The sequence below is a fragment of the Planctomycetota bacterium genome (assembly GCA_039182125.1).
GTDB lineage: Bacteria > Planctomycetota > Phycisphaerae > Tepidisphaerales > Tepidisphaeraceae > JBCDCH01.
This window is the reverse complement of sequence record JBCDCH010000022.1, coordinates 39971-60089: the sequence shown is the minus strand read 5'-3', so window position 1 is coordinate 60089 and position 20119 is coordinate 39971. Positions and strand designations below refer to the sequence as shown.

Here is a 20119-nt window from a genome sequence, read left to right as displayed (position 1 = left end):
CGGTCACCGAGACGGCGCTGCCCGAGCCGCTCATGCAACAAATCGCGGCCCAGATGAACCTGAGCGAGACGGCGTTCGTCGTGCAGCGGGCTGACGGCACGTTCGACCTGCGTTGGTTCACCCCGGCGTCGGAGGTGAAGCTCTGCGGCCACGCCACGCTCGCCTCCGCCCATGTCCTCGACCGCGCCGGCGTCACCACCTTCCACACGCTCAGCGGGCCATTACATGCCGAGCGGATCGGCGACGCGATCACGCTCGACTTCCCCGCCCGACCGGTGACGCCAAGTTCCGGATCGACATTCGGCTTGGCCGGTGAACGGTTCGAAGCGGGCGAGGACTTGCTCGTGCTGGTCGAGGACGTCGATTCGGCCATGCCCGACTTGGTGGCATTGAAAGAGTCCGACGCCCGCGGCCTGATCGTGACCGCTCCCGGCCGCGATGGCTTCGACGTGTTCAGCCGATTCTTCGCGCCGGCCTATGGCATCGACGAAGACCCCGTGACCGGCAGCGCCCACTGCGCCCTCGCGACGTTCTGGGCGGAGCGGCTGGGCAAGACCCAACTTCGTTGCCGACAGCGCAGCCGACGCGGCGGCACCGTCGACGTCCAGCTCCACGGCAATCGCGTGCGTCTCGCCGGCCAGGCCCGCACCACGCTCAACGGCACGATCCACCTCGACTGACCCGTTGCATTTCCGGGCACGCTGGGCCAACCTGTCGGCACACCATGAACCAAAACGCCAACGAACTGCGACTGGGCATCATCGGCATCGGCGGCATGGGCAGCGCGCACCTGTCCATGCTCACCGGCCCCAACCCCGTCTCCCGCCTCCGCATCACGGCCATCGCGGATACCGATCCGAGAAAGCTCGACCGCGGGCTCAACGAGTTCGCGCACCACCCGGTCAAAGGCTTCGCGACGCCGGAGGAACTCATGGCGTCCGGCGAGGTCGACGCGATCCTCATCGCGACGCCCCACTACCTGCACCCGCCGCTGGCGATCAAGGGCTTCGACCACGGCCTGCATGTGCTCAGCGAAAAGCCGGCCGGGGTTTACACTAAGCAGGTCAAGGAGATGAACGCCGCCGCCGAGAAAGCCAAGGCCGAGAAGGGCCTGGTCTTCGGCATCATGTTCAACCAGCGCACCCGCAAGTCGCATCAGCAGATGCGCAAGCTCGTCCAGTCCGGCGAGCTCGGCGAGATCAAACGCACCATGTACGTGCTCACCGACTGGTTCCGCACGCAGTTCTACTACGACACCGCCGGCTGGAAAGGAACCTGGGAAGGTGAAGGCGGCGCGGTGCTGCTCAACCAGTCGCCGCACAACCTCGACCTCTGGCAATGGATCTGCGGCATGCCCAAGCGTGTCCGCGCGTTCTGCAAGATGGGTCACCACCATCACATCGAAACCGAGGACGAGGTCACCGCCTACGTCGAATATGAGAACGGCGCGACAGGCGTCTTCGTCACCAGCACCGGCGAGGCACCCGGCAGCCAGTTCATGGAGATCGCCGCCGATCATGGCAAGGTCACGCTCGAAGGCAGCGACATCCGCTACTGGCGAACGCCCGACAGCGTGAAGCAGTTCCTCGACGAAAGCGAACAGTCCTTCGACAAGCCCGAAACCTGGGACACCAAGATCCCCGGCGGCAACGGTCCCGAACACCGCGGCATCCTCATCAACTTCACCGAGGCCATCCTCGACGGCAAGCCCCTACTCGCCCCCGGCACCGACGGCCTCAACGGCGTCGCCCTCGCCAACGCCATGCTCATGTCCGCGTGGAAAGACGATTGGGTTGACCTGCCGATCGACGACAACGAGTACCACCAGTTACTGCAGGAAAAGATCAGCACCAGCACCTTCATCAAAAAGACCCGCGAAGTAGACATCGCCCCAGTGGCGAGCTTCTGAATCGAACTCACCAACGCGAACGCCCCGCGAAGTTCATTGAACTTCGCGGGGCATTTTGTGTCGAGCGTAACTCAATCCTTCGGCGGAACGGCGAACTGCGTGACCGTGAAACCGCCGGTCGTGGTTCTTCCACGGTTGACCTGGAAGTGGCCACGACGTTCGTCGATGAGCCGGATGAATGAGTCATCGCCACCGGACGCAGCCCCCCAACCACCCCACGACTGGACGACGATGTAGACGTCGAACGAGTCGGAGCGGGTCGTGATCAAGTTGCTGATGCGGGTGAGGCGGTTGTACTCGGACTCCCAACTACCCGATGTACCGGCTGTGATCGTCGGCATCTGGGTCGAACCATCAACCGGCGTGAAGTTGCCGATGTTGATCCGCTCGTTGTCGCTACCAACCGCCGTTACTTCACCGTCGTCGGCGAACTGAATGCGGCCGGTGTCGTCGTCGGCGTCAAGCAAGTCGAACACCGATTCAAACACATTACCGCCGGCGATGTCGCCGGACGTGGCGATCGTTTCGTCAACGATCCCGTCGCGGTAGTTGGCGATGGCGATCGCCATCTGCGTGGTCGCGACACCATCGACCTCACCGGTTGCCGGATCAACGACCAAGGGCAACATGGCCAGCACCTCGGCGGGAGCCGTGTTGATGTTGATCCGCCCCTGCACGGGAAGGAGACGCTCGGCGTCGTTGTTCACCTGCTCGCGGCTCAACGCGCTCGGCCGAAACACATCGAGATCGTTGTCGATCGGCTTCGGGAGCGTGTCCCACATGGCGTCGGGCATTTCGGCACCGAAATCGCCGGCGTTGTCCGAACGAGCCGGGCCATCGGTGAGACGAAAGTCGTAGAGCAGCGTGTCAACGCTGCCACCGGCCGCGTCGACGTAGGGTCCCCACTCCTCACGCCGGACGTTAGGGAAGTAGTCGTTACCCGGCACCTGCCCAGCACGAACCACCTCGAACAGATCGGCGGCGAAGGTGTAGTCATCAGTGAACCCGCCCTGTATTGGATCGAACCGGCCGATGTTCGACGGGATGCCAGACACCGTGGCGGTGGTGTCAAGCGGGTCGGGGACGGTCATGTAGCCGAGGTCCATCGAAACGGACGTCAGCTCAATCACGCGTCCATCTGCAGCATTCGCGATCGCGTCGGACGTGTTGTTGCCAGTATCGTCGTCTTGCAAAATCGTACCGACCGCAGGGCTGACGAACAGTTTATGGCTTCCGAACATCGTCACCTGCAATAGGTCGCCGTCCCGCGGAAACATGCCGAACGGGAAGGCCCGAAGCTCAGGAGACGCGGTGGTGCTGCCATCGGGCAACGTCTCGCCGTCTTCGAGAGTTGTGCCAAGGTTGGCTGCGTCCGACTCGCGGAAATTCTGCACCTGGATTTCGGTGACGGACTGAACCGTGGGTTCGTTCGGGAGGCCGAGGGTGTAACGTGTGCCGAAATAACCGGGGTCCTCCGCAAGCAGAACTGATGCGGCTGGGTTATGAACTTCGATATCCGTCTGAGGTAGGCCATCCAGTGGCGCAGCCCCGTTGTTCGACAAGGCAATGCCGTCAGGGCCAAACGTGGGTGAATTGGTGACGTTGTCGACATCACTGCGATCATGTCGCCCGGGATACACCATGGCCCAAGATCCGGTCTGACGTTGGTAGAGATAACGATGATCGTCTTCGATCATGTTGCGTAAATCGACCTGGTCGACCGGAACCATATTGGCGAAGTTTGGGGCCGAAACAGTACCCGATTCCTGACCATGAAGCTCAAGTCCGGCCACGCCAAGCTCCGTAGCTTCCGTATCAGACTTTTGAATCTCACCATCAAACAAGTTGTCCGAATCGGTAGCGGGTAAACCGGTTTCGGCCAGCGGACGCATGAGATACATTTCCTCGTCGACAAACGCAGCGAGATCAGCACCGGAATCAAGGTCGGTATCGAGGAAGAACTCGCCGCCCCCGAACGTGCCAGGATTACCAATGGTGGCTTTCCAAGTCGTAGCCCCTGGTGCGATTGGAGTTGGATCGCTAGCAATAACGACATATCCGTTCGCCGGCACAACAACCGAGTCGAGTGAGATTTGAGCCGCAGGTGTCGCAGGCAACGTAAGTTCTGCAGCCGCACCAGTAGTTCGGTCACCCGCGACGAGATACCAATCATTGAGGGTAATGTCCGCTTCGTGAGGGTTGTACAACTCGATAGCGACGCTGTCGGTGCCGCCAACATCCCACACCACGACCTCGGTGATGTACGGCTGGCGCTCCACGCCGTAGACGATCGCCGAGACGTTGGTGCCGGCCCAATCGGTACCGCCACCGTAGATCTCGTCGCCATCGGGGTCCGTGGCCAGCGGGCCGAGGTCGATCCAGTAGGCGGTGATGTCGTCGTCGGCGTCACGCAGGTCCTTGGTATTGACTGCAGCGGTGAACGCACGGAGCAGCGCCATTTGGGCCGCGCTCAGGTTTGGTTCGGTCCCTCCCGCAGTCCTGGGATACCGAAGCGTGGAGCGGAACACGCTGTTCTCCGTACCGTTCACATCGTCGACCCCGCCAGCGTCAAGGGTCCCTTCGAAGCCCCCCGGCTGTGGGATCGGCACCTCGCCGGCAAGCCTGTTAGTCGGGTCGGCCATCAGGTGGTAGTACGCCCTGCCCAACTCGCGGACCGTCGAGGTGTTGGCCGAGGCGGCACTGGCAGCGATGGCCGCGTCACCGTCGGGCGTAAGGCCCGGGTTGGTCACCACCAGCGGTTCCTGGGTCCACCCCAACAGCAGGTGCGTCCGTGCCAGAGCCTGGGCCGAGGCAGAACCGTACAAACCGGGGTCGGTCGGATTGGCCGGTGTCCCGACCGTATCAAGCAACTCGATCGGCTGAACACCGAGGACGATGCCGTTCTCGGTCGTGATCAGGGAACGCAGGGAGCGAAAATACGCAAACTCACCATCATTTGCACCATGCAATACTCCGGGACCGACGAACCGGCTGTTCTCAGCGGAGGCGTCGGAGAATTTCCAGGTATACGCCTCCGGGGAATTACCCGCGAGAAGAAAGTCTGGATCATCGGTGAAGATCTTACCGGCTGCAAGCCAAGAGCCATGACCGTCGGCCGGGGCCACGTTGGGGTCGAAGAACGCACCGTCATTGATCGGAACAACGGCATTGATCGTGCCGCCGGTCCCGTCGGCCGTCTCGAGTTGGAAGATCCGATCGCCGTCATCTTCAACGACCATGAACGGGTAGACCTGGCCGAGAAACGGTTGGGCGACGACATTGAAGCCGCCATCGATCAGCGGACCACGGCCGCCGGACTGGTTGTACGCCGGCAAGCCGACGGTGATGCGCAGGTCATCCGCCACCGACGAATCGCCAAACCGCGGCTCGTAACCGCCACGGAAGTGCAGCGCGTTGCTCTCGATCTTGAGATACGGGGCAGCTGCCAAGACGTCAGGCTCTTCCCGGTCCGCAGCCCCGTCCCAGTCCGGCGACTCGAAGAACCGGCCACCGATGTCGGAGCGGGCCGCGAGGTTCCACTCCATCACGTCGCCAACACCGTTGTAGTAGAAATCGGTACGAACCTCCGGCTCACCGCCACTCGCCGAGAGGGCCACGGTGTTGTCTCCCGCGTCCCAGTCGTTGTTGAACACGTCCAACGGTCGCGCGAAAATCTGGGCCACCGTCGGGATGTCGTTGCCAGGATCGCTTTCGTTCACCAAGCCAAGCCGGGCGCGATCGAGTTGATGCAACTCCCGCAACCGTGCCAAGGTCGCATCTTCCGCGTCGTCGAAGGTCACGGCGTTGAGCCCGGAGAACTCGAAAAGCTCGATCAGCCCGACATCCGAACGGAAGAAGCCCCAACGCTGCGGTTCGGCCAACGTCGGCCCGAAGATGTTGCCGCCGAACTCGCCGTTGTCCTGATCGGTCAACGCCTCGAGTTCGACATTGCCATCGGTCGTGGCAAACCGCATCCCGTCACGACTCCTGGCCGTGTTCACGTTGACCTGAGCGTTCTTGTCGACGATGCGATAACCGACGACGTAAATCCGATCGCCACGCAGGTAACGGTCGATGTCGCCAACGGGGAACGAGTCATCGAGGACCACCAACGACATGCCGCAGTCGGCGATCCCGTCACCATCGGCATCACCGGCGAAAACGGGCTGTCCTTGCTGCAGAAAATCACCCGCATCCGTCAATTCACCAAGCGAATCCAAAGGACGCAAAGCCGGGAAGATCCGCTTCCGCTCGGGCAGCGCGGCCTCCCCGCCCTGGTACCACTCCAACTCTTGATCCCAAATCCCGACCATGCGGCCATCGTCGGAAAGACCGTACACGCCGTTATGCCAACGAAACCCCGCCGCATCGGTGAAAGGGTCTTTGATACTGCCGATGAAAAAGTCCTCGGCGAACGTCGTCGAAGCAATAGCTCCTAGCGGCGCGGAGACTTTCGGCCAAACGCCAACGAACTCTTCGCTACTCGTCGCATCCGTCTCCAAAACCAAACGCGGCAACAGCGAGGCCATGTATCCGTCGCCCAAACCATCCACATCCAACAACGGGTCGTTCGACAACCCCTCCAACACCGCCTCGACAGCTTGGTCGTAGACGTCGCGGATGTTGGGGTCGCGCTCGATGTTGCGGCCGCCGAGGTTGCCGATCTGCATGCGGTCGATCCGGGTCGCGCTCACAAACGCCGCCCCGATGATCGCCAACAGCACCAGGAACACGACGACGAACACGAGGATCACGCCGCGATCGCCGTGTGGAGTGGATCGGCGGCTGGGCGCGGGATTGGGCTGAGGATTCGACATGGGGGCGTGGGTGTCGATGGGCATGGTGGGATCGCTCCGTGGGTCGAGCCGGGGATCGGTCGTCGATCGGCCGGCTTCGGGGAACTGTCAACTATTCGCACTGTCCTGCCCCACCGGCCCCAATGCAAGCCCGCCCCAAACCGACACCGGCCGCCCCGAAACGGGTCGGCCGGTGGGCGGAAATCGCGTGATTTTAGGGCGGAACGCGGGAAAGTAAGCCGCGACGACGTTCAGTTCACCGGCTCAAAGTTCGCCGGCCCCCGAACCCGGAAAACATGCTCCTGAAACACCGTCCCCTCAAGCCGACCCTGCGGATCGGTCGCCCCGACGACAATCCGGATGAGGGAGGGACGGAGGCGAATGTTCACTTGCTGACCACCGACATTCGCAACAAAAGCTGGCTCGCTGTAGGTGCCAAACAACTGCGGGCTCCAAGAGACTTGGTACACGCCATCCCACCTTACATTATCATCTGGATCAATACGCTCGAAATCGCCGTACAAACCACTGCTGTAATCATCACCGTTGTATCCATAGCTTTCATCTGACTCAGGGCGTTCGCTGAAGTCGAGATTGTCGATCGGATGGAGCCGTTCAAACGGCCACGCCGTCTGAGCACCCGTGCCACTCGTTCCCTGCCACGGAATCCAATCGAACAACGGAAGGATGTCCTCGGAAATCTCGTCATTGCTGGGATCTCCGTTCTCGTCAGGCCGTTCTCGGGCGATGATTCCATCACCGTTACCGTCTCGTGGATACCCATACCAACGGATGCGGCGAACCTCCTCCGTATCATCATCTGCCTCTCCGCTTGCGTCGCTTCCGTTGAAATCCTCATTAGCGATGTAGAAGTCGAGCACGCCATCCGGGAGTGGTGAAATATATTCACCGTCGGAGTTTTGCGTCGCAAAATCTCCAGCAAACTCAACGATGAACTGCGACGCTCCGGGCATTAGGATGTGATGTCGCTGCGCCATCGAATCTGGATCGAAATACAACTCATCGCTTGCAGAGAAATCTGGCAAAAGTACGTTCCCCATAAACCGGAAAGCCTCGTTTGTTGTCGTGCTGCCAGATGTAAGCGGAAATGCCCCGAAAGCGACACGCCTATCCCACCAGTAAGGATTGGTAAGCCCAAGCCCAGCGACATAGTCGACACGCTCGCGAAAATCTTCGAGGTTTACCGATGCAAGATCAACGCGAGCTTCATCCATTGAGAAATCAAGACCGTCAATATTCTCAAGGCCTGATTCAACATCCGTTACACCATCACCATTTGTGTCAACACTGAAAACCACACGGCCGCTGCCCCCTGACGCGCTCAAAGGCCGCATTCCCGTCGTACTGTCGTCATTGGGTTCGGCCCAATTCCGATTTATGTAGGCGGTTCCAGGAGCCAAGCCTTCCAAAACACCGTCGCCATTAACATCATCTGTTGGATCAGCGAGCAAAATAGCCATACGGCCTAAAACCAAGTCGCTGGCAAACCGATTGTTGCCATTGACCCCTGCTCCGCCTTGAGTAAAGCGGCGACCCGGGTACCCGTAAGCTGATGTACGATTTAAATTGGCCCAGTCCCCGTTGAACATACGAAGGTGTCCATAATGCACGAATGCTTGATCAGCGTCGTATGGATCAACATAACTCTCTAGCCCGCTCTGTGATCGGAACTCGCCGCGCGTAAAAAACATCAATGTGTCCACTCGAGAGTTTCGAGCCTCGAGAATGGGACGTGGGATGATCTCTTCTCCCGACACCGCTCCGTCACCATTGAAGTCGTCATCGCGAACAATGTTGTCCCACGCCTCGTCACTAACGGACCCATCCGTCAGATCAGGAGCGTCGTCATCAAGCTCCGCAGCAATCGCATCAGGGAAAACCGCAACACGAGACATCACAATGCTGATGAACGGCGTCTCCGCCGTGTCGATGATTCCTGATGCACGGAGTTGTTCTTCGTTGCCGGGGGCGTCGGTGCCGGTGAAGTCTCGGGCGAGGACTTCGCGGACGGCTTTGTGGTTGCGAGTGATCTCGCTCAGGGCGGTGCCGGCGGCGACGGTGTCGCTGGTGACGGTGAACACCTGCACCACGGCAACGCCGAGCAACAACACCAACGCCGTCGCGATCAATGCCTCGATCAACGTGAACCCGCGTCGCAGAACGGATCGGCCTGTAAATCGTAACGTGTGCATGGCGAAAAGAGTGTTCGTGGAGTCCGGCCGATGGTGGGCAGCGAGTCAGAAACGCCGACCCATCACCGCAGCGGCATCCTGGCCTGAAAGAACCCGATCGGCATGGGCTGGCCTTCGAAGCCGGTTACCTCGGCGTCATTGTCAAAGTTGATGACCGCCTGTCGGCCGATGACCCAGACCAGCGGGTTTTCATCGCTCCCATCGGGAATCGCACCGCTGGGCGTGTCGATCACGGGCAAGCCGAAATCCGGATCAAGCTCGTACGTCCGCACATCTTCGTCCGAGCCATCGTCGGTGCGCCGGCCAAGGCGTAGCACGACACCTTCCAAGTCGTTGTACAGCTCCCGGTCGGTCTCGATGTTGTCGTTGGCGACAACCACATACGCCCCTTCGGCTATTGCCCCCATCTTCGTATTGCTGTTCCAGTCAATGTCGCCGGTGTAGTCGTCATTCGGATAGTCGCCGGAGTAGTAGCCATCGGTGGCTCCATCAATGTCCGTGTCGACGAAGGTGATCGACGCTGGAGTGAGTACGCCCTCATTGAGGGTTTCGCCGCGGAGTTCACTGATTTCGAAGAGGTGGGGCTGGTTCGCCGGGTGCCACACGTCGCGAGTGGTGAACGCTCCGCCGGATTGGTTCTTCAGTGCGATGACGGTTGCAGTGATGGTATTGGAGGGCACCACGCCAGGACCGGTGCCGTCTTGGGTAAGGGCGCGTTGGTACAAGACAATCCATGCAAAACGTGGGTCAGACGTAAGCAGCCGATTGCCGAAGGTCCGACGCATGGCCGAGTTGTTTGGTCCCATCGACGCGGCAAGCCGTGCCCCTCGCTCGTCTCCATCGGCTAAGGGAAACGTGACATAACCGTTAGTCGGATCGGCAAAGCTGTCGACGTAATCGTCGAGATCGGTACTGTCGACCAGCATGGTGCCGACGGCAACCTGTTCGCCAATATCATCCGCGCTAGCGATGTCAGACAAATCCTCCGTGACGGGGAACCCAATGGGGAAGTAGCCAATGAAGTTTCCGCCACCGCTGTTAACAGCCAGAACATCCTCATTGGCGGCGGCCTGAAGCGTGAAGAAGCCGTTTTCGGCGATGGCGCGGCCGGTGACGTTGTCGGCGGTTTCGGTGGTCTGGCGCATGCCGACCGGGAGCAGTGCGGCGACCATGATCAGGCCGATGCCGAGGATGACCGTGGCGAACATGACCTCGACGAACGTGAAGCCACGCGTGGCGAGGGCCGCGCTGCGGCTCGGGTTGGTTCGGGGCGAGTACTTCATCAGTTGACGCTCCCTGCGCCGTCGGTGTTGAACGGCGTGCCGGTAAAGCGGTTGATCATCAGCGGCGTGGCGTTGCGATCGAGCCATTGCTCCTCGATCAGTTCCGGACCGGCACCGCCTTCGCGGTAGTCCGTGACATCAAAGAAGCCGTCCGCGACATTGGGGATCGCACTCCGGCCGACGTACGGACCTTCGTCGGGTGTGATGATTTCTCGACCCGAGTCGAACCAGTCGGCGTCTGTGCGATTCTCGTCGGCGGTGAAGTCGGCGTTGTTATAAGCGACGATGCCGAAGCCGGTGGCAAAGGTCACGGACAGGGGGACATCATCGGTGCCGTCGGTAGGTGTGTCGTTGTCGAGTCCCAGCAGTACGCCGAGTGACGAGTTGACGTTGAGTTCGACCGTGGTGGAGAGCAGCTTGCCGTCGGCGTCGAACATGATGACACCAGTGCGGGCGTAGCGGTCGGAGATGGGCTGGCCGGAGGTGTTGGTGGCCGGCTGGATGATGACCTGCAAACCGACGCCGTTGGGCAGGACTTCGGTGCCGAGGGTGACGTTGCCGGTGGAGTCGCCGTTTTCCTGGTCGAAGAGCAGTTCGAGGCCGCCGGACGGGACGGTACCGATCAGGCCCCATGTCCCGTTGGAGGTCGCCGGCGGCTGCGGCGGTGCGTTGGCCGGGTCACTCGTGTGGTCGGCGATGCAGACGAACTTGCGGACCAACGGCCGGCCGGTCTGGTCGTCCTGTTGCAACGCGATGACCACGTCGGCGGTCTGGACCGGCTCGACCGACGTGTCGTCGGTGACGTAGCCGACGTTGTCACGCCAGCCCATGTATTGATCGAACGGGTCGGGATCGGTGAGGCTGGCCGCGGGGGTGCCGACGAGGGCCATGGTGGTGCGGCCTTCCTCGGGGTCGAGGTAAAACAGCACGCCGACCGGGGCGGCACGGTTGACCGCTTCGGCACGGGCCCGGCTGAGCATCGACGCGGCGACGTTGGCCCCGGCCTCGGCGCTGCGGGTGCCGCGCAGGGCACTGACCGCCGGGATCGCCAGCGTGGCCAGCACCAGGATCAGGCCCAGCACGACGGTGAGCTCGATGAGCGTGAAACCGCGGCGTGCGAAACCACGAGATTTTGTGCGACGTTGTATCACTTAATCCACCGGCTCGATTTTCACTTCGGTCGAATAGACGTTGTCGGCATCAGTTTGATATAGCCCGTCCGGTCCGGGCGAGACCCAAAAACCTTTGCCATTGGAAGAGATCACCGTGACGTTGCCTCCACTCTCAGTCAGGACATTGGTCAGCCCGCCAGCATCGCCAACGACCGACGTTACGCCAATACCGGAAGGGTCACCTGTGCCGGGGCAGTAGATGATTGGGAATCCCCAGGCATCGGAGACGAGCAACATGCGATCTTGGATCGACGGCGCCAATGTATCGCCCGATGGCCCCGGATCTTGAATCAATCCATCAATCGCTGTCGCATTGGATGTGTCGATCCCGATCGGAAATCGTTCTGAGTCATCCAATGCCGACAGAACATCGACGTTGGTGGGGACAGTTTGCAATGAAGCCATGATGGCCAGCGTGTCACGCATTGCTTCCGTCGCGAAGAAAGCCGATTCCCCTGCGGCGACGGCCGGATCAAGTTGGCCTGCGTTGACGGCGGAAAGGGTCTTTACCTGATTGGGAGGCGTACCGACTGTTGCACCGTCATAACGAAAGCCGACCGCTCCACCAATGCCGTAGAACGCACTCCCGATCGACCGCTCGGCCTCGTCGGTCATGGTGCGTAGCTTTTCGAGCGTCAGGTTTGTCGCGCGTTCCTGAGCCGCGCCGGACGCGCCTGACAAGCCGACGACCAGGGCGACGGTCAGCAGCGCGATGATGCCGATGACCACCAGCAGTTCGATGAGCGTAAAGCCGGCGGACCCGGGATGGTGCCGCCGACGGCGTGGCGGTCGTTGAGGGTGGCGCATGGCAGGCATGGTCGCCCGAACGGTTCGCAATGTCCACCGAACGGGGTGTTACAGGCCGTGTTCCCAGCCGCCCGGGGGCAGGGGCTGACCGTCGATCCGCACGACCGGTTCGGCCGTCACCGTGCCGATTCGGGCCACGCCGCAGCCGTCGGCGATCGCAGGGGCGGCGAGGAGCAGTTCGTAGTCCTCCCCATCGTTCAGAGCCGCTTCGAGGGTGGCGTTGCACGGGATTTGGTCCGATTCGAGGTCGGCACCAACGCCCGAAGCAGTGCAAAGCCTGGGTAGATCGCGGGTCAGGCCGTCGGAGAGGTCGATCATGGCGTGGATTTCGGACGTCCGCACCAGCCGACGGGCCTCGCGGATGCGGGGGCTGAAGGTCATGTGCCGGCCCGAAGCGAGCGAATCGCCCAACGGCCCGGTGACGAACAGCCCGTCGCCGGGCCTGGCACCGCGACGCGTGATGGGCGTGAACCCCGCCGGATCGGCCAGAATCGTCACCGAGAGCGCCAAAGGGCCGTTCCAACTACCCGTGTCCCCGCCGACGATCGGGCAGTCGAACACCGCCGCCGCGGCTTCGAGGCCGAGGTAAAGTTGTTTGGCGTTCTCCAGCCCGTAGCCGGTCGGCAAGGCGGCGGTGACGATCGCCGCGTGAGGCAGCGCCCCCATCGCCGCAACGTCGGAGAGGTTCCGGTTCATTGCCTTGCGGCCGACCAGGACCGGGTCAGTCCACTTCTCGAAATGCACGCCTTCGAGAACCTGATCGGAGCCGGCGAGAAGCATGCCCGAAGGCACCGCGATGCCGGCCAGGTCGTCCCCGGCCGGCATCGGCACGTGTCGACTCGCGCGTTGCCGATCGGCGAGCCAGCGATGAAAGTCACTCTCGCTCATCGTCCACCTGTGACTCTTCCGCCGGTGGGTCCGTGGGATCGGTCTTGGCGTTCAACCGTCTCAAGAGCGAGAGCTTGGGTCGGCCGGTGACGTCCCACAGCCCCGCCGCCTCGGCCCGGCCTTGCACGAGACGGATGTCGTCCGTCTTCGGCCCGATCCCCGTCACCGGATCATCCCAAAACCGCCCCCACAACACCGCGACGATCCGCTCATCCTCCCGGGCATGTCGCACCGCCGCCCGCCAACGCTTGACCGCTTCGTCCTCCGACATCCCCGCAAAGCCAGGCCCGGCCATAGGAAGGGTGACGATTTGGATGATCGGTCCTTCGAGATCTTCGGGGACGACATCGCCGCGGTGGATGAGGCCATCGAAACCGGGAGCTTCGGCGAAGATTGGCGTCGAAACGCCCACAGACTGCATCTCCACATGGATGGCGTCACGCACCAATGAGGCATGAATACGTCGTGCTGTAGCAAGGTCTTCTGGGTTCAGTTCGACGGAGGCACGAGCGAGTTGACGTACAGATGTCACGTCGTACTCCTTCATTAGAGCATCGCCGTCACCGGCATAACTCTCTGTGTGCAACGCTTCGAGAAGCATTCGTTTCACTGGCGAATCACCGCCGGCCATGACTTCTTGAGTCGGCACGAAGTACGGGACTCTCTCTTCGTCGATGAGGCATGCAACCGCGCCTTCCCCAAGGGCCATCGCAAGCGCGATCACGCGAGGATCGTCGTTTCTGACGAGTGAGATCATCGACGGAGTGTCTCCGCTCGTGAATGTCATGTCCGGACCAAGTCCGCTAAACCCAGCCTGAGCGAGTGTGACTTCGAGTTCGGTCGACCATCGACTCAATCCATCCGGGTAGCGCTGTAACAGATTTGACCAGTGGTGGGAAACATACCGCATCCCCAAATCGCCTACACGCTCATAGGGATTCACCGCTGTCGCGACAGGATTCAGCTCGCCCAGTCCGTCGAAGAGAAACTCGCGGCCATCAACAGGCGTGAACGGCAGAAAGCCTTCCGAGCCGACACCGACGTACAACCGTGGTTCGTCATCAAAGAGAAAAAGCTTCCGAGCAGCGTCCCACTTCCACGCTGCGGGTATCAGGTCAAACTCTTCACCGACCAACGGAGTGTCGTTGACGAAAGGGGCCACAAGCTCTACAGCTTCTTCAACCTTCCCCTCCCACGCCCCCGCCGTCGGCTGGCCGAACTCGTCGACCCACGGGGCACCTTCGTCCAGCTTCTTCTCGAGCTCCGCCACCGTTTCCGGATCGGCGGTGAAAAGCGACAGGTCGGCGACAAGAAACAAGGCGAGCAGTAGCATTCCCTGAAGATAACACCGACACCCAACGGGTTGAACCCGCGCGATTACGCCGGGATGCGGTCGGTCAGCTTGGCGATCTCGTCCTGCGGGGTGTCGAGAATGAGCTCGATACCGACGTGGCAGTTATCGGAGCTGATCTCCTCGCACCGGACGACACGGCCGAGCAGGTGGGCGATGCCGCCGTGGGTATCGCTGGAGATCTCCAGGAGCACGGTTTGATCCAACTCGAACGTCTGCCCGACGAGTAGCCCGAGACCCTTTCGGGACACGTCGCGCACCCACGCTCGCTCGGCATGTTCGGGCAGCGGAATCTGGGCCGGGTCGCAGGGGATGAGGCGGACCGTGTGCCGCATGCCGACGCGCGGCTGTCGGCGGCGCTGGGCTTGGTCGACGTCACTGCGGAGGCTGCGGACGATTTCGAGCAAATTTTCGGCCGATAGGTGCTTCACGGGGTCTCCACGCGGCGCATCGGACCGATCGACGGGCCGCTGAAGGCCGCTCGCGAGAATGCCGGCCCCGTTTGATCGCGGCGTTTGATCGCAACGTTTGATCCGTCATGGGCCGCCGAATATGGTCGCGGCTGCACCCGCACCTCGCCGCCAGCGGCAACCCCACCACCATGCCCGTCGCCAAGCCCGTCGCCCGAGCCAAGGCCTACCTCAAGGCCCGCCACCGCAACCTCAAGAAGGCCCTCGAAGCGCTCAAGCTCGACTGCCTGCTGGTGAACCACGCCCCTGATTGCCAATACCTGACCAACTTCACCGGCCACGACAGCGTGGTCGTTTTCCGTTCCAACGGTCTGATCCATCTCGTCACGGACTTTCGCTACGAGGAACAAGCCAACCAGGAAGCGGGCTGGCTCAAGCTGCTGGTCCGCGGCGACAAGAAGATGCCTCTCGCCCTCGCCGAGCTGATCGGCGAAGTCGAAGCCAAACGCATCGGCTTCGACGCCAACACCTACACCTACGGCCAAATCCAGACCATCCGCAAGCAGCTCGCCGAGATCGACCCCGACGCCGAGTTGGTGCCACTGGAAGACGTGATGCTCAACCAGCGAAAGGTGAAGGACGACCACGAGATCGGCCTGCTCCGCAAAAGCGTCGCGCTGGCCGAGGAGTCATTCGAGGCGATCCGCGATTCGATCGAGCCGGGCGTCACCGAGGCGTATCTCGCGGGCTTGCTCATCAGCGAGTTGCGCAGCCGCGGGGCGGACGGGACGAGCTTCGAGCCGATCGTCGCGACGGCCGAGAACAGCGCCCTGCCGCACTACGGCCCCAAGGATGTGCTGGTGAAACCCGACGAGCCGTTGCTCTTCGACTGGGGCTGCCGGCTGGGGGGCTATTGCTCGGACCTGACGCGGACCTTCGTCATCGGCCGGGTCGCCCCCGAGGTGAAGAAGATTCACAAGATCGTTCTCGAAGCCCAGGAGAAAGCCATCGCGTTCCTCCGGCCGGGCGTCTCGACGCAGGAAGCCGACGGCATCGCACGCAAGCACATCGAGAAAGCTGGCTACGGGCCGAAGTTCGGCCACAGCCTCGGCCACGGCATCGGTCTCGACATTCACGAACTCCCGTCGCTCCGCAAGACCGAGCCGGTCGATGAGCTTCGGCCCGGCATGGTTGTCACGGTCGAGCCGGGCATTTACCTGCCTGGCATCGGCGGTGTTCGCATCGAAGACGACGTACTGATCACCCACAGCGGCTGCGAAGTGCTCAGCACCCTGCCCCGCGGGTTCGAGGACTGCCACATCGGTTGAGTCCGTCCGCCGCAGTCACCGCACTTCACAGTCATTTGGAGTCACCGTTGAGCAAGAAGAAAGTCACCAAACGTCCGGCCCGCAAGCCGATCGGAAAAGCCGCGCCGAAGAAGTCGGCCGCGACAAAGCCCGCAGCGAAGTCCCTGGCCAAGCCCGGCTCGCCGATGGACCTGAACCTGCTCGAGCAACTCGGCAAGCTCATGTCCGACAACGACCTTTCCCTTCTCAACCTGCGCGACGGCGAGCAACGCATCTACCTTCGTCGCGGGCAGATCACGCAGACCGCGCCGGTCGCCGCACCGGCACCGACCGCGGCGCCCCCGGCTCCCGCGCCGGTTGCCCCCGCGGCTTCGACGCCTCCGCCTGCCCCCGCCGAAGCCGCTGACGACACCGCCGGACTCACGCCCATCAAGAGTCCCATGGTCGGCACCTTCTACGCCGCCCCCAACCCCGACGCCAAGGACTTCGTCACCGTTGGCTCCAAAGTCACCTCCGACACCGACGTCTGCATCATCGAAGCGATGAAGGTCTTCAACAACATCAAAGCCGAAACCACCGGCGAGATCGCCAAGATCCTCGTGAAGGCCGGCGACTCCGTCGAGTACGGGCAGACTCTGTTCCTGGTGAAGGCGTAAGCGCATGTTCAATCGCATTCTCATCGCCAACCGTGGGGAGATCGCGCTTCGGATCATCCGGGCCTGTCGCGAGATGGGCGTCTCGCCGGTGTGCGTCTACTCCGAGGCCGACGCCGAGGCGTCGTACCTGCAACTCGCCGACGAAGCGGTCTGCATCGGCAAAGGCCCGGCCGGCGATTCGTACCTGAACATCCCGCGCATCATCGCCGCCGCCGAAATCACCGGCGCAGAAGCCATCCACCCCGGCTACGGCTTCCTCGCGGAGAACGCCGCCTTCGCCGACATCTGTCGTGAGTGCAAGATCGAGTTCATCGGCCCCTCCGGCGAGGCGATGCGCAACCTCGGCGACAAGGTCAACTGCAAACGCATCGCCCGCAAGGCCAAGACCCCCACCGTCCCCGGCTCCGAGGGCGCGCTCGAAGACGAACAGGAAGCCATCGACGTCGCCAAGAAGATCGGCTACCCCGTCATCGTCAAGGCCAGCGCCGGCGGCGGCGGGCGCGGCATGCGCGTCGCCACCAACGAGCAATCCCTCCGCAACGCCGTCGGCCAAGCGATGCAGGAAGCAGAGGCCGCGTTCAAGAACCCCGCGGTCTACCTCGAGAAGTTCATCGAAAAGGGCAAGCACGTCGAGGTGCAGATCATCGCCGACCGCCACGGCAACGCGGTGCACCTCTACGAACGCGACTGCTCCATGCAGCGGCGCCATCAGAAGCTCATCGAGGAAGCCCCCTGCCCGGTGCTCGATCCGAAGACGCGCAACTCACTATGCGAGAGTGCCGTGCGGCTGGCGAAGGAAGCGGACTACAGCGGCGCGGGCACGGTCGAGTTCCTGCTCGACGACGACAAGAATTTTTACTTGCTCGAAGTCAACGCCCGCATCCAGGTCGAGCATCCGGTCACCGAGATGGTCACCGGCGTCGACCTGATCCAAACGATGATCCGCGTCGCCGCCGGCGAGGAGTTGCCGTTCAAGCAGAAGGACATCACGCTCACCGGGCACGCGATCGAGTGCCGCATCAACGCCGAAGACCCGAGCCGCAACTTCGCCCCCCAGCCCGGCACGCTCGAAACCTACATCGCCCCCGGCGGCCCCGGCGTCCGCCTCGACACCCACGCCCACGCCGGCTATCGCATCCCGCCCAACTACGACTCGATGATCGGCAAGCTCATCTGCCACCGCCCCACCCGTGCCGAAGCCATCGCCACCAGCAAGCGCGCCCTCAACGAGTTCCAGATCGGCCCAATTGCCACGACGATCCCCCTGCACCTGCGCCTCCTCGACGACAAGAACTTCCAAGCCGGCGACGTCGACACCAAGTACATCGAACGCGAAGTGCTGGTCTGAGCCGTGTTCGCATCACTGCGTACCTTTGCCCCCAAATAATACTGAGTCCTGCGGTTACGAAACACCTGTGTCGCCCATTAACTTGGCCGCTCACCGCTGATGCTGCTTTTCGACTTGATCGTTGCTGCTAGTGGCACAGTGACGACTTTGAATTTGTATCACCGTGTCGCAGACACTGTCGAGATACCAAGTCCATCTTTCATCATCAGCGAACCGGCCCAGATAGCGCTCAAGCTTTGGATGCTTGTGCCGCTCCATCATCAGCAACCCCTCGACAACAAGAGACCCAGCTGATTCTTCGACTAATCGCTCCGCAAGTTGATTGGGATTGTCCGAACGGGACTCCACGCGTTCTAGCATTCGCGTGGCATCGTCGCCCCAGTTCTGCTCTCCGCGGCCGATCACCGCGCGGATTGGCCGAAGCTCGTCGGTCCACCACGAATACAAAAAAGCAGTTCCGCCTGCGATAAACAACACCAGTGCGCTAAACAGGATGACTGTTGAACGACGTGGCATTACCGCACCTCGACCTCATCCCCAACTATCACCGGCGTATTGCCGGTTGCGATCGGGTTGTTGCCGGTGCAGCGCATCAGGATGCGGGGCGTGTCGTCGGCCCGATACCGGGCTTCGAAGACGACGAACACCACGCGCTCGGTCGGCTCATCCTCGTACCCGGCTCCACGGGTGTGAAGCACATGGGTGCCATCATCGAGTCGGCCGACAACGCGGTACGCGAAACCGTCCTCGCCGGTGATCCAGCCCGCGTCGTCCACACCGGCCGGGAAGCCAGGCGAAACACCGGCGGCAGTGAGGTCCACCGCGTGAACCACCGGGCCGACCTCCGTCGGAAACGCACTGAACAACTGCACCAACGCCGGCGAGATCGACGTGCCCTCGTAGGCGAAGCTGCCACGAATCGCCTCCATCTCCCGGGGTTCCGGTCGCCCCACCAACGCACAGCCACCGACCAACACACCGAGCCCGAGCATCATCGCTGCATTTCGCATGGTGCAACCGTAGCAAACTACCCAGCCCACCGCACGACACGCGGTTCCTGAGCTTTCCGTTCGCGTCGAGCCTGATCAATGCGTGCATGAGCATCACGCTCATAGGCGGCCGCATGAGGGAGTTCGGCCACGAGGATTTCTAACGAGGAAACAGAACATGCAAACCATCCTGACCCGCGGCAGCTTCGCTGCCGTCGTTGTCGCATTGTCGGCCGCCACCGCATCAGCGCATATCAGCGGCATCACCAGCACCGACAACAGCAGCGGCGTCTTCGACGTCGCGACTCACCAGACCAGCGTTGGCCCGGTCGGCGTCGCCGGCAATGCCGTGAGCTTCACGCATACCACGCAGTTGGTGAACACCGCAGCCTTCACCGGCGGCGTCGTGCAAACCAGCGTCGGCAACTCCAGCTTCCAACTCGCCTTCACCGTCGAAGATCCGGGCAATGTCGGCTTCGAGATTTCGCTCGACCAACTGCTTCGCGGATACTCGGGCGTCGACGTCCAGGTCGGCCAGGGCAACGCGACCGGTGTGAGCTATTTCGTCCAGTTTGATGACTCCACCGACGCACCGGACACGTTCAGCAACTTTGTCCCTGCGTTCATCGGCACCAGTGGCGTTGGGCTGACCGTTCCCGACGGATCGGAGCCGGACTCGGCACGCGACTTCTTCGAAGCCATCGATTCGGATGTTCTTGGATCTTACGTCGGCACCACCGACTTCGTGCTCGACTTCACGACGGGCTTCAGCCCGACCACGAATGTCTTCTTCCAGAACGGCGGCGTCGGCTCCGGCGAGATCAACTACGGGCTCGGCACGAGTCAGATCGGCGACGACTTCACCGCCGATGAGCTGGGTCACTTCCTGACCGTGACGGCGACGTTCGTTCCCGAACCGGCCAGCCTCGGCCTGCTCGGCGTGCTGGGCTTGGGCCTGCTCCGGCGTCGGTAACCGACAACACGAACTCA

The 20119-nt window shown here is 62.1% G+C and carries 16 protein-coding genes; 6 read left to right on the top strand and 10 right to left on the bottom strand.

From position 1 onward, the window contains the following. Both AAGD32_07930 and AAGD32_07925 read left to right on the top strand, forming a co-directional pair. Positions 1 to 680, top strand: a 680-nt coding sequence (locus tag AAGD32_07930; protein MEM8874175.1) for a PhzF family phenazine biosynthesis protein, incomplete at its 5' end; no start/stop codon positions are given. A gap of 44 nt (positions 681 to 724) precedes the next feature. Beyond that, on the top strand, positions 725 to 1909 hold the full coding sequence (locus tag AAGD32_07925; protein ID MEM8874174.1) for a Gfo/Idh/MocA family oxidoreductase: 1185 nt from the start codon (positions 725 to 727) through the stop codon (positions 1907 to 1909). A gap of 71 nt (positions 1910 to 1980) precedes the next feature. Here the strand turns inward: AAGD32_07925 and AAGD32_07920 are convergent, their stop codons facing one another. The 8 genes from AAGD32_07920 to AAGD32_07885 form a co-directional block, all read right to left on the bottom strand. After that, complete coding sequence (locus AAGD32_07920) at positions 1981 to 6750, bottom strand: hypothetical protein (GenBank protein ID MEM8874173.1); 4770 nt, start codon at positions 6748 to 6750, stop codon at positions 1981 to 1983. A 206-nt stretch (positions 6751 to 6956) separates the two neighbouring features. After that, positions 6957 to 8918, bottom strand: coding sequence for a hypothetical protein (locus AAGD32_07915; protein MEM8874172.1), 1962 nt, complete (start codon positions 8916 to 8918; stop codon positions 6957 to 6959). A 62-nt stretch (positions 8919 to 8980) separates the two neighbouring features. Next, entirely contained in the window at positions 8981 to 10201 is a 1221-nt protein-coding gene (locus tag AAGD32_07910; protein ID MEM8874171.1) for a prepilin-type N-terminal cleavage/methylation domain-containing protein, read from the bottom strand. Beyond that, a complete protein-coding gene (locus AAGD32_07905) occupies positions 10201 to 11352 on the bottom strand; it encodes a prepilin-type N-terminal cleavage/methylation domain-containing protein (GenBank protein MEM8874170.1) in 1152 nt (383 codons plus the stop codon). Before AAGD32_07905 ends, AAGD32_07910 begins: the two co-directional genes overlap by 1 nt. Then, entirely contained in the window at positions 11353 to 12180 is an 828-nt protein-coding gene (locus tag AAGD32_07900; protein MEM8874169.1) for a type II secretion system protein, read from the bottom strand. Between the two features lie 48 nt (positions 12181 to 12228). Next, the gene (gene thiL / locus AAGD32_07895; GenBank protein ID MEM8874168.1) at positions 12229 to 13068 is read right to left on the bottom strand and encodes a thiamine-phosphate kinase; all 840 of its coding nucleotides are present in this window, start codon (positions 13066 to 13068) and stop codon (positions 12229 to 12231) included. Continuing rightward, on the bottom strand, positions 13055 to 14401 hold the full coding sequence (locus AAGD32_07890; protein ID MEM8874167.1) for a hypothetical protein: 1347 nt from the start codon (positions 14399 to 14401) through the stop codon (positions 13055 to 13057). Before AAGD32_07890 ends, thiL begins: the two co-directional genes overlap by 14 nt. Before the next feature lie 44 nt (positions 14402 to 14445). Next, positions 14446 to 14850: a PilZ domain-containing protein gene (locus AAGD32_07885; protein ID MEM8874166.1), complete on the bottom strand. Its 405-nt coding sequence runs from the start codon at positions 14848 to 14850 to the stop codon at positions 14446 to 14448. Positions 14851 to 14957: 107 nt separating this feature from the next. Here AAGD32_07885 and AAGD32_07880 point away from each other — a divergent pair, with 107 nt between their 5' ends. The 3 genes from AAGD32_07880 to accC are packed head-to-tail and all read left to right on the top strand — an operon-like array spanning position 14958 to position 18140. Then, positions 14958 to 16157: a Xaa-Pro peptidase family protein gene (locus AAGD32_07880; GenBank protein ID MEM8874165.1), complete on the top strand. Its 1200-nt coding sequence runs from the start codon at positions 14958 to 14960 to the stop codon at positions 16155 to 16157. Between the two features lie 47 nt (positions 16158 to 16204). Further along, positions 16205 to 16792 carry an acetyl-CoA carboxylase biotin carboxyl carrier protein gene (accB, locus tag AAGD32_07875; protein MEM8874164.1) on the top strand — a complete coding sequence of 196 codons (588 nt, stop codon included), beginning with the start codon at positions 16205 to 16207 and terminating at the stop codon, positions 16790 to 16792. A 4-nt stretch (positions 16793 to 16796) separates the two neighbouring features. Beyond that, positions 16797 to 18140: an acetyl-CoA carboxylase biotin carboxylase subunit gene (gene accC, locus AAGD32_07870; protein MEM8874163.1), complete on the top strand. Its 1344-nt coding sequence runs from the start codon at positions 16797 to 16799 to the stop codon at positions 18138 to 18140. A 90-nt stretch (positions 18141 to 18230) separates the two neighbouring features. Here accC and AAGD32_07865 read toward each other — a convergent pair whose 3' ends face one another. Together AAGD32_07865 and AAGD32_07860 are read right to left on the bottom strand one after the other, a co-directional pair. Beyond that, positions 18231 to 18656 carry a hypothetical protein gene (locus tag AAGD32_07865; protein MEM8874162.1) on the bottom strand — a complete coding sequence of 142 codons (426 nt, stop codon included), beginning with the start codon at positions 18654 to 18656 and terminating at the stop codon, positions 18231 to 18233. Beyond that, a complete protein-coding gene (locus tag AAGD32_07860) occupies positions 18656 to 19150 on the bottom strand; it encodes a hypothetical protein (GenBank protein ID MEM8874161.1) in 495 nt (164 codons plus the stop codon). The genes AAGD32_07865 and AAGD32_07860 overlap by 1 nt, the downstream gene beginning before the upstream one ends. Positions 19151 to 19307: 157 nt before the next feature. On the opposite strand from AAGD32_07860, the gene AAGD32_07855 reads away from it, so the two are divergent. Then, a complete protein-coding gene (locus AAGD32_07855; GenBank protein ID MEM8874160.1) occupies positions 19308 to 20102 on the top strand; it encodes a PEP-CTERM sorting domain-containing protein in 795 nt (264 codons plus the stop codon). Positions 20103 to 20119 lie beyond the last annotated feature (17 nt).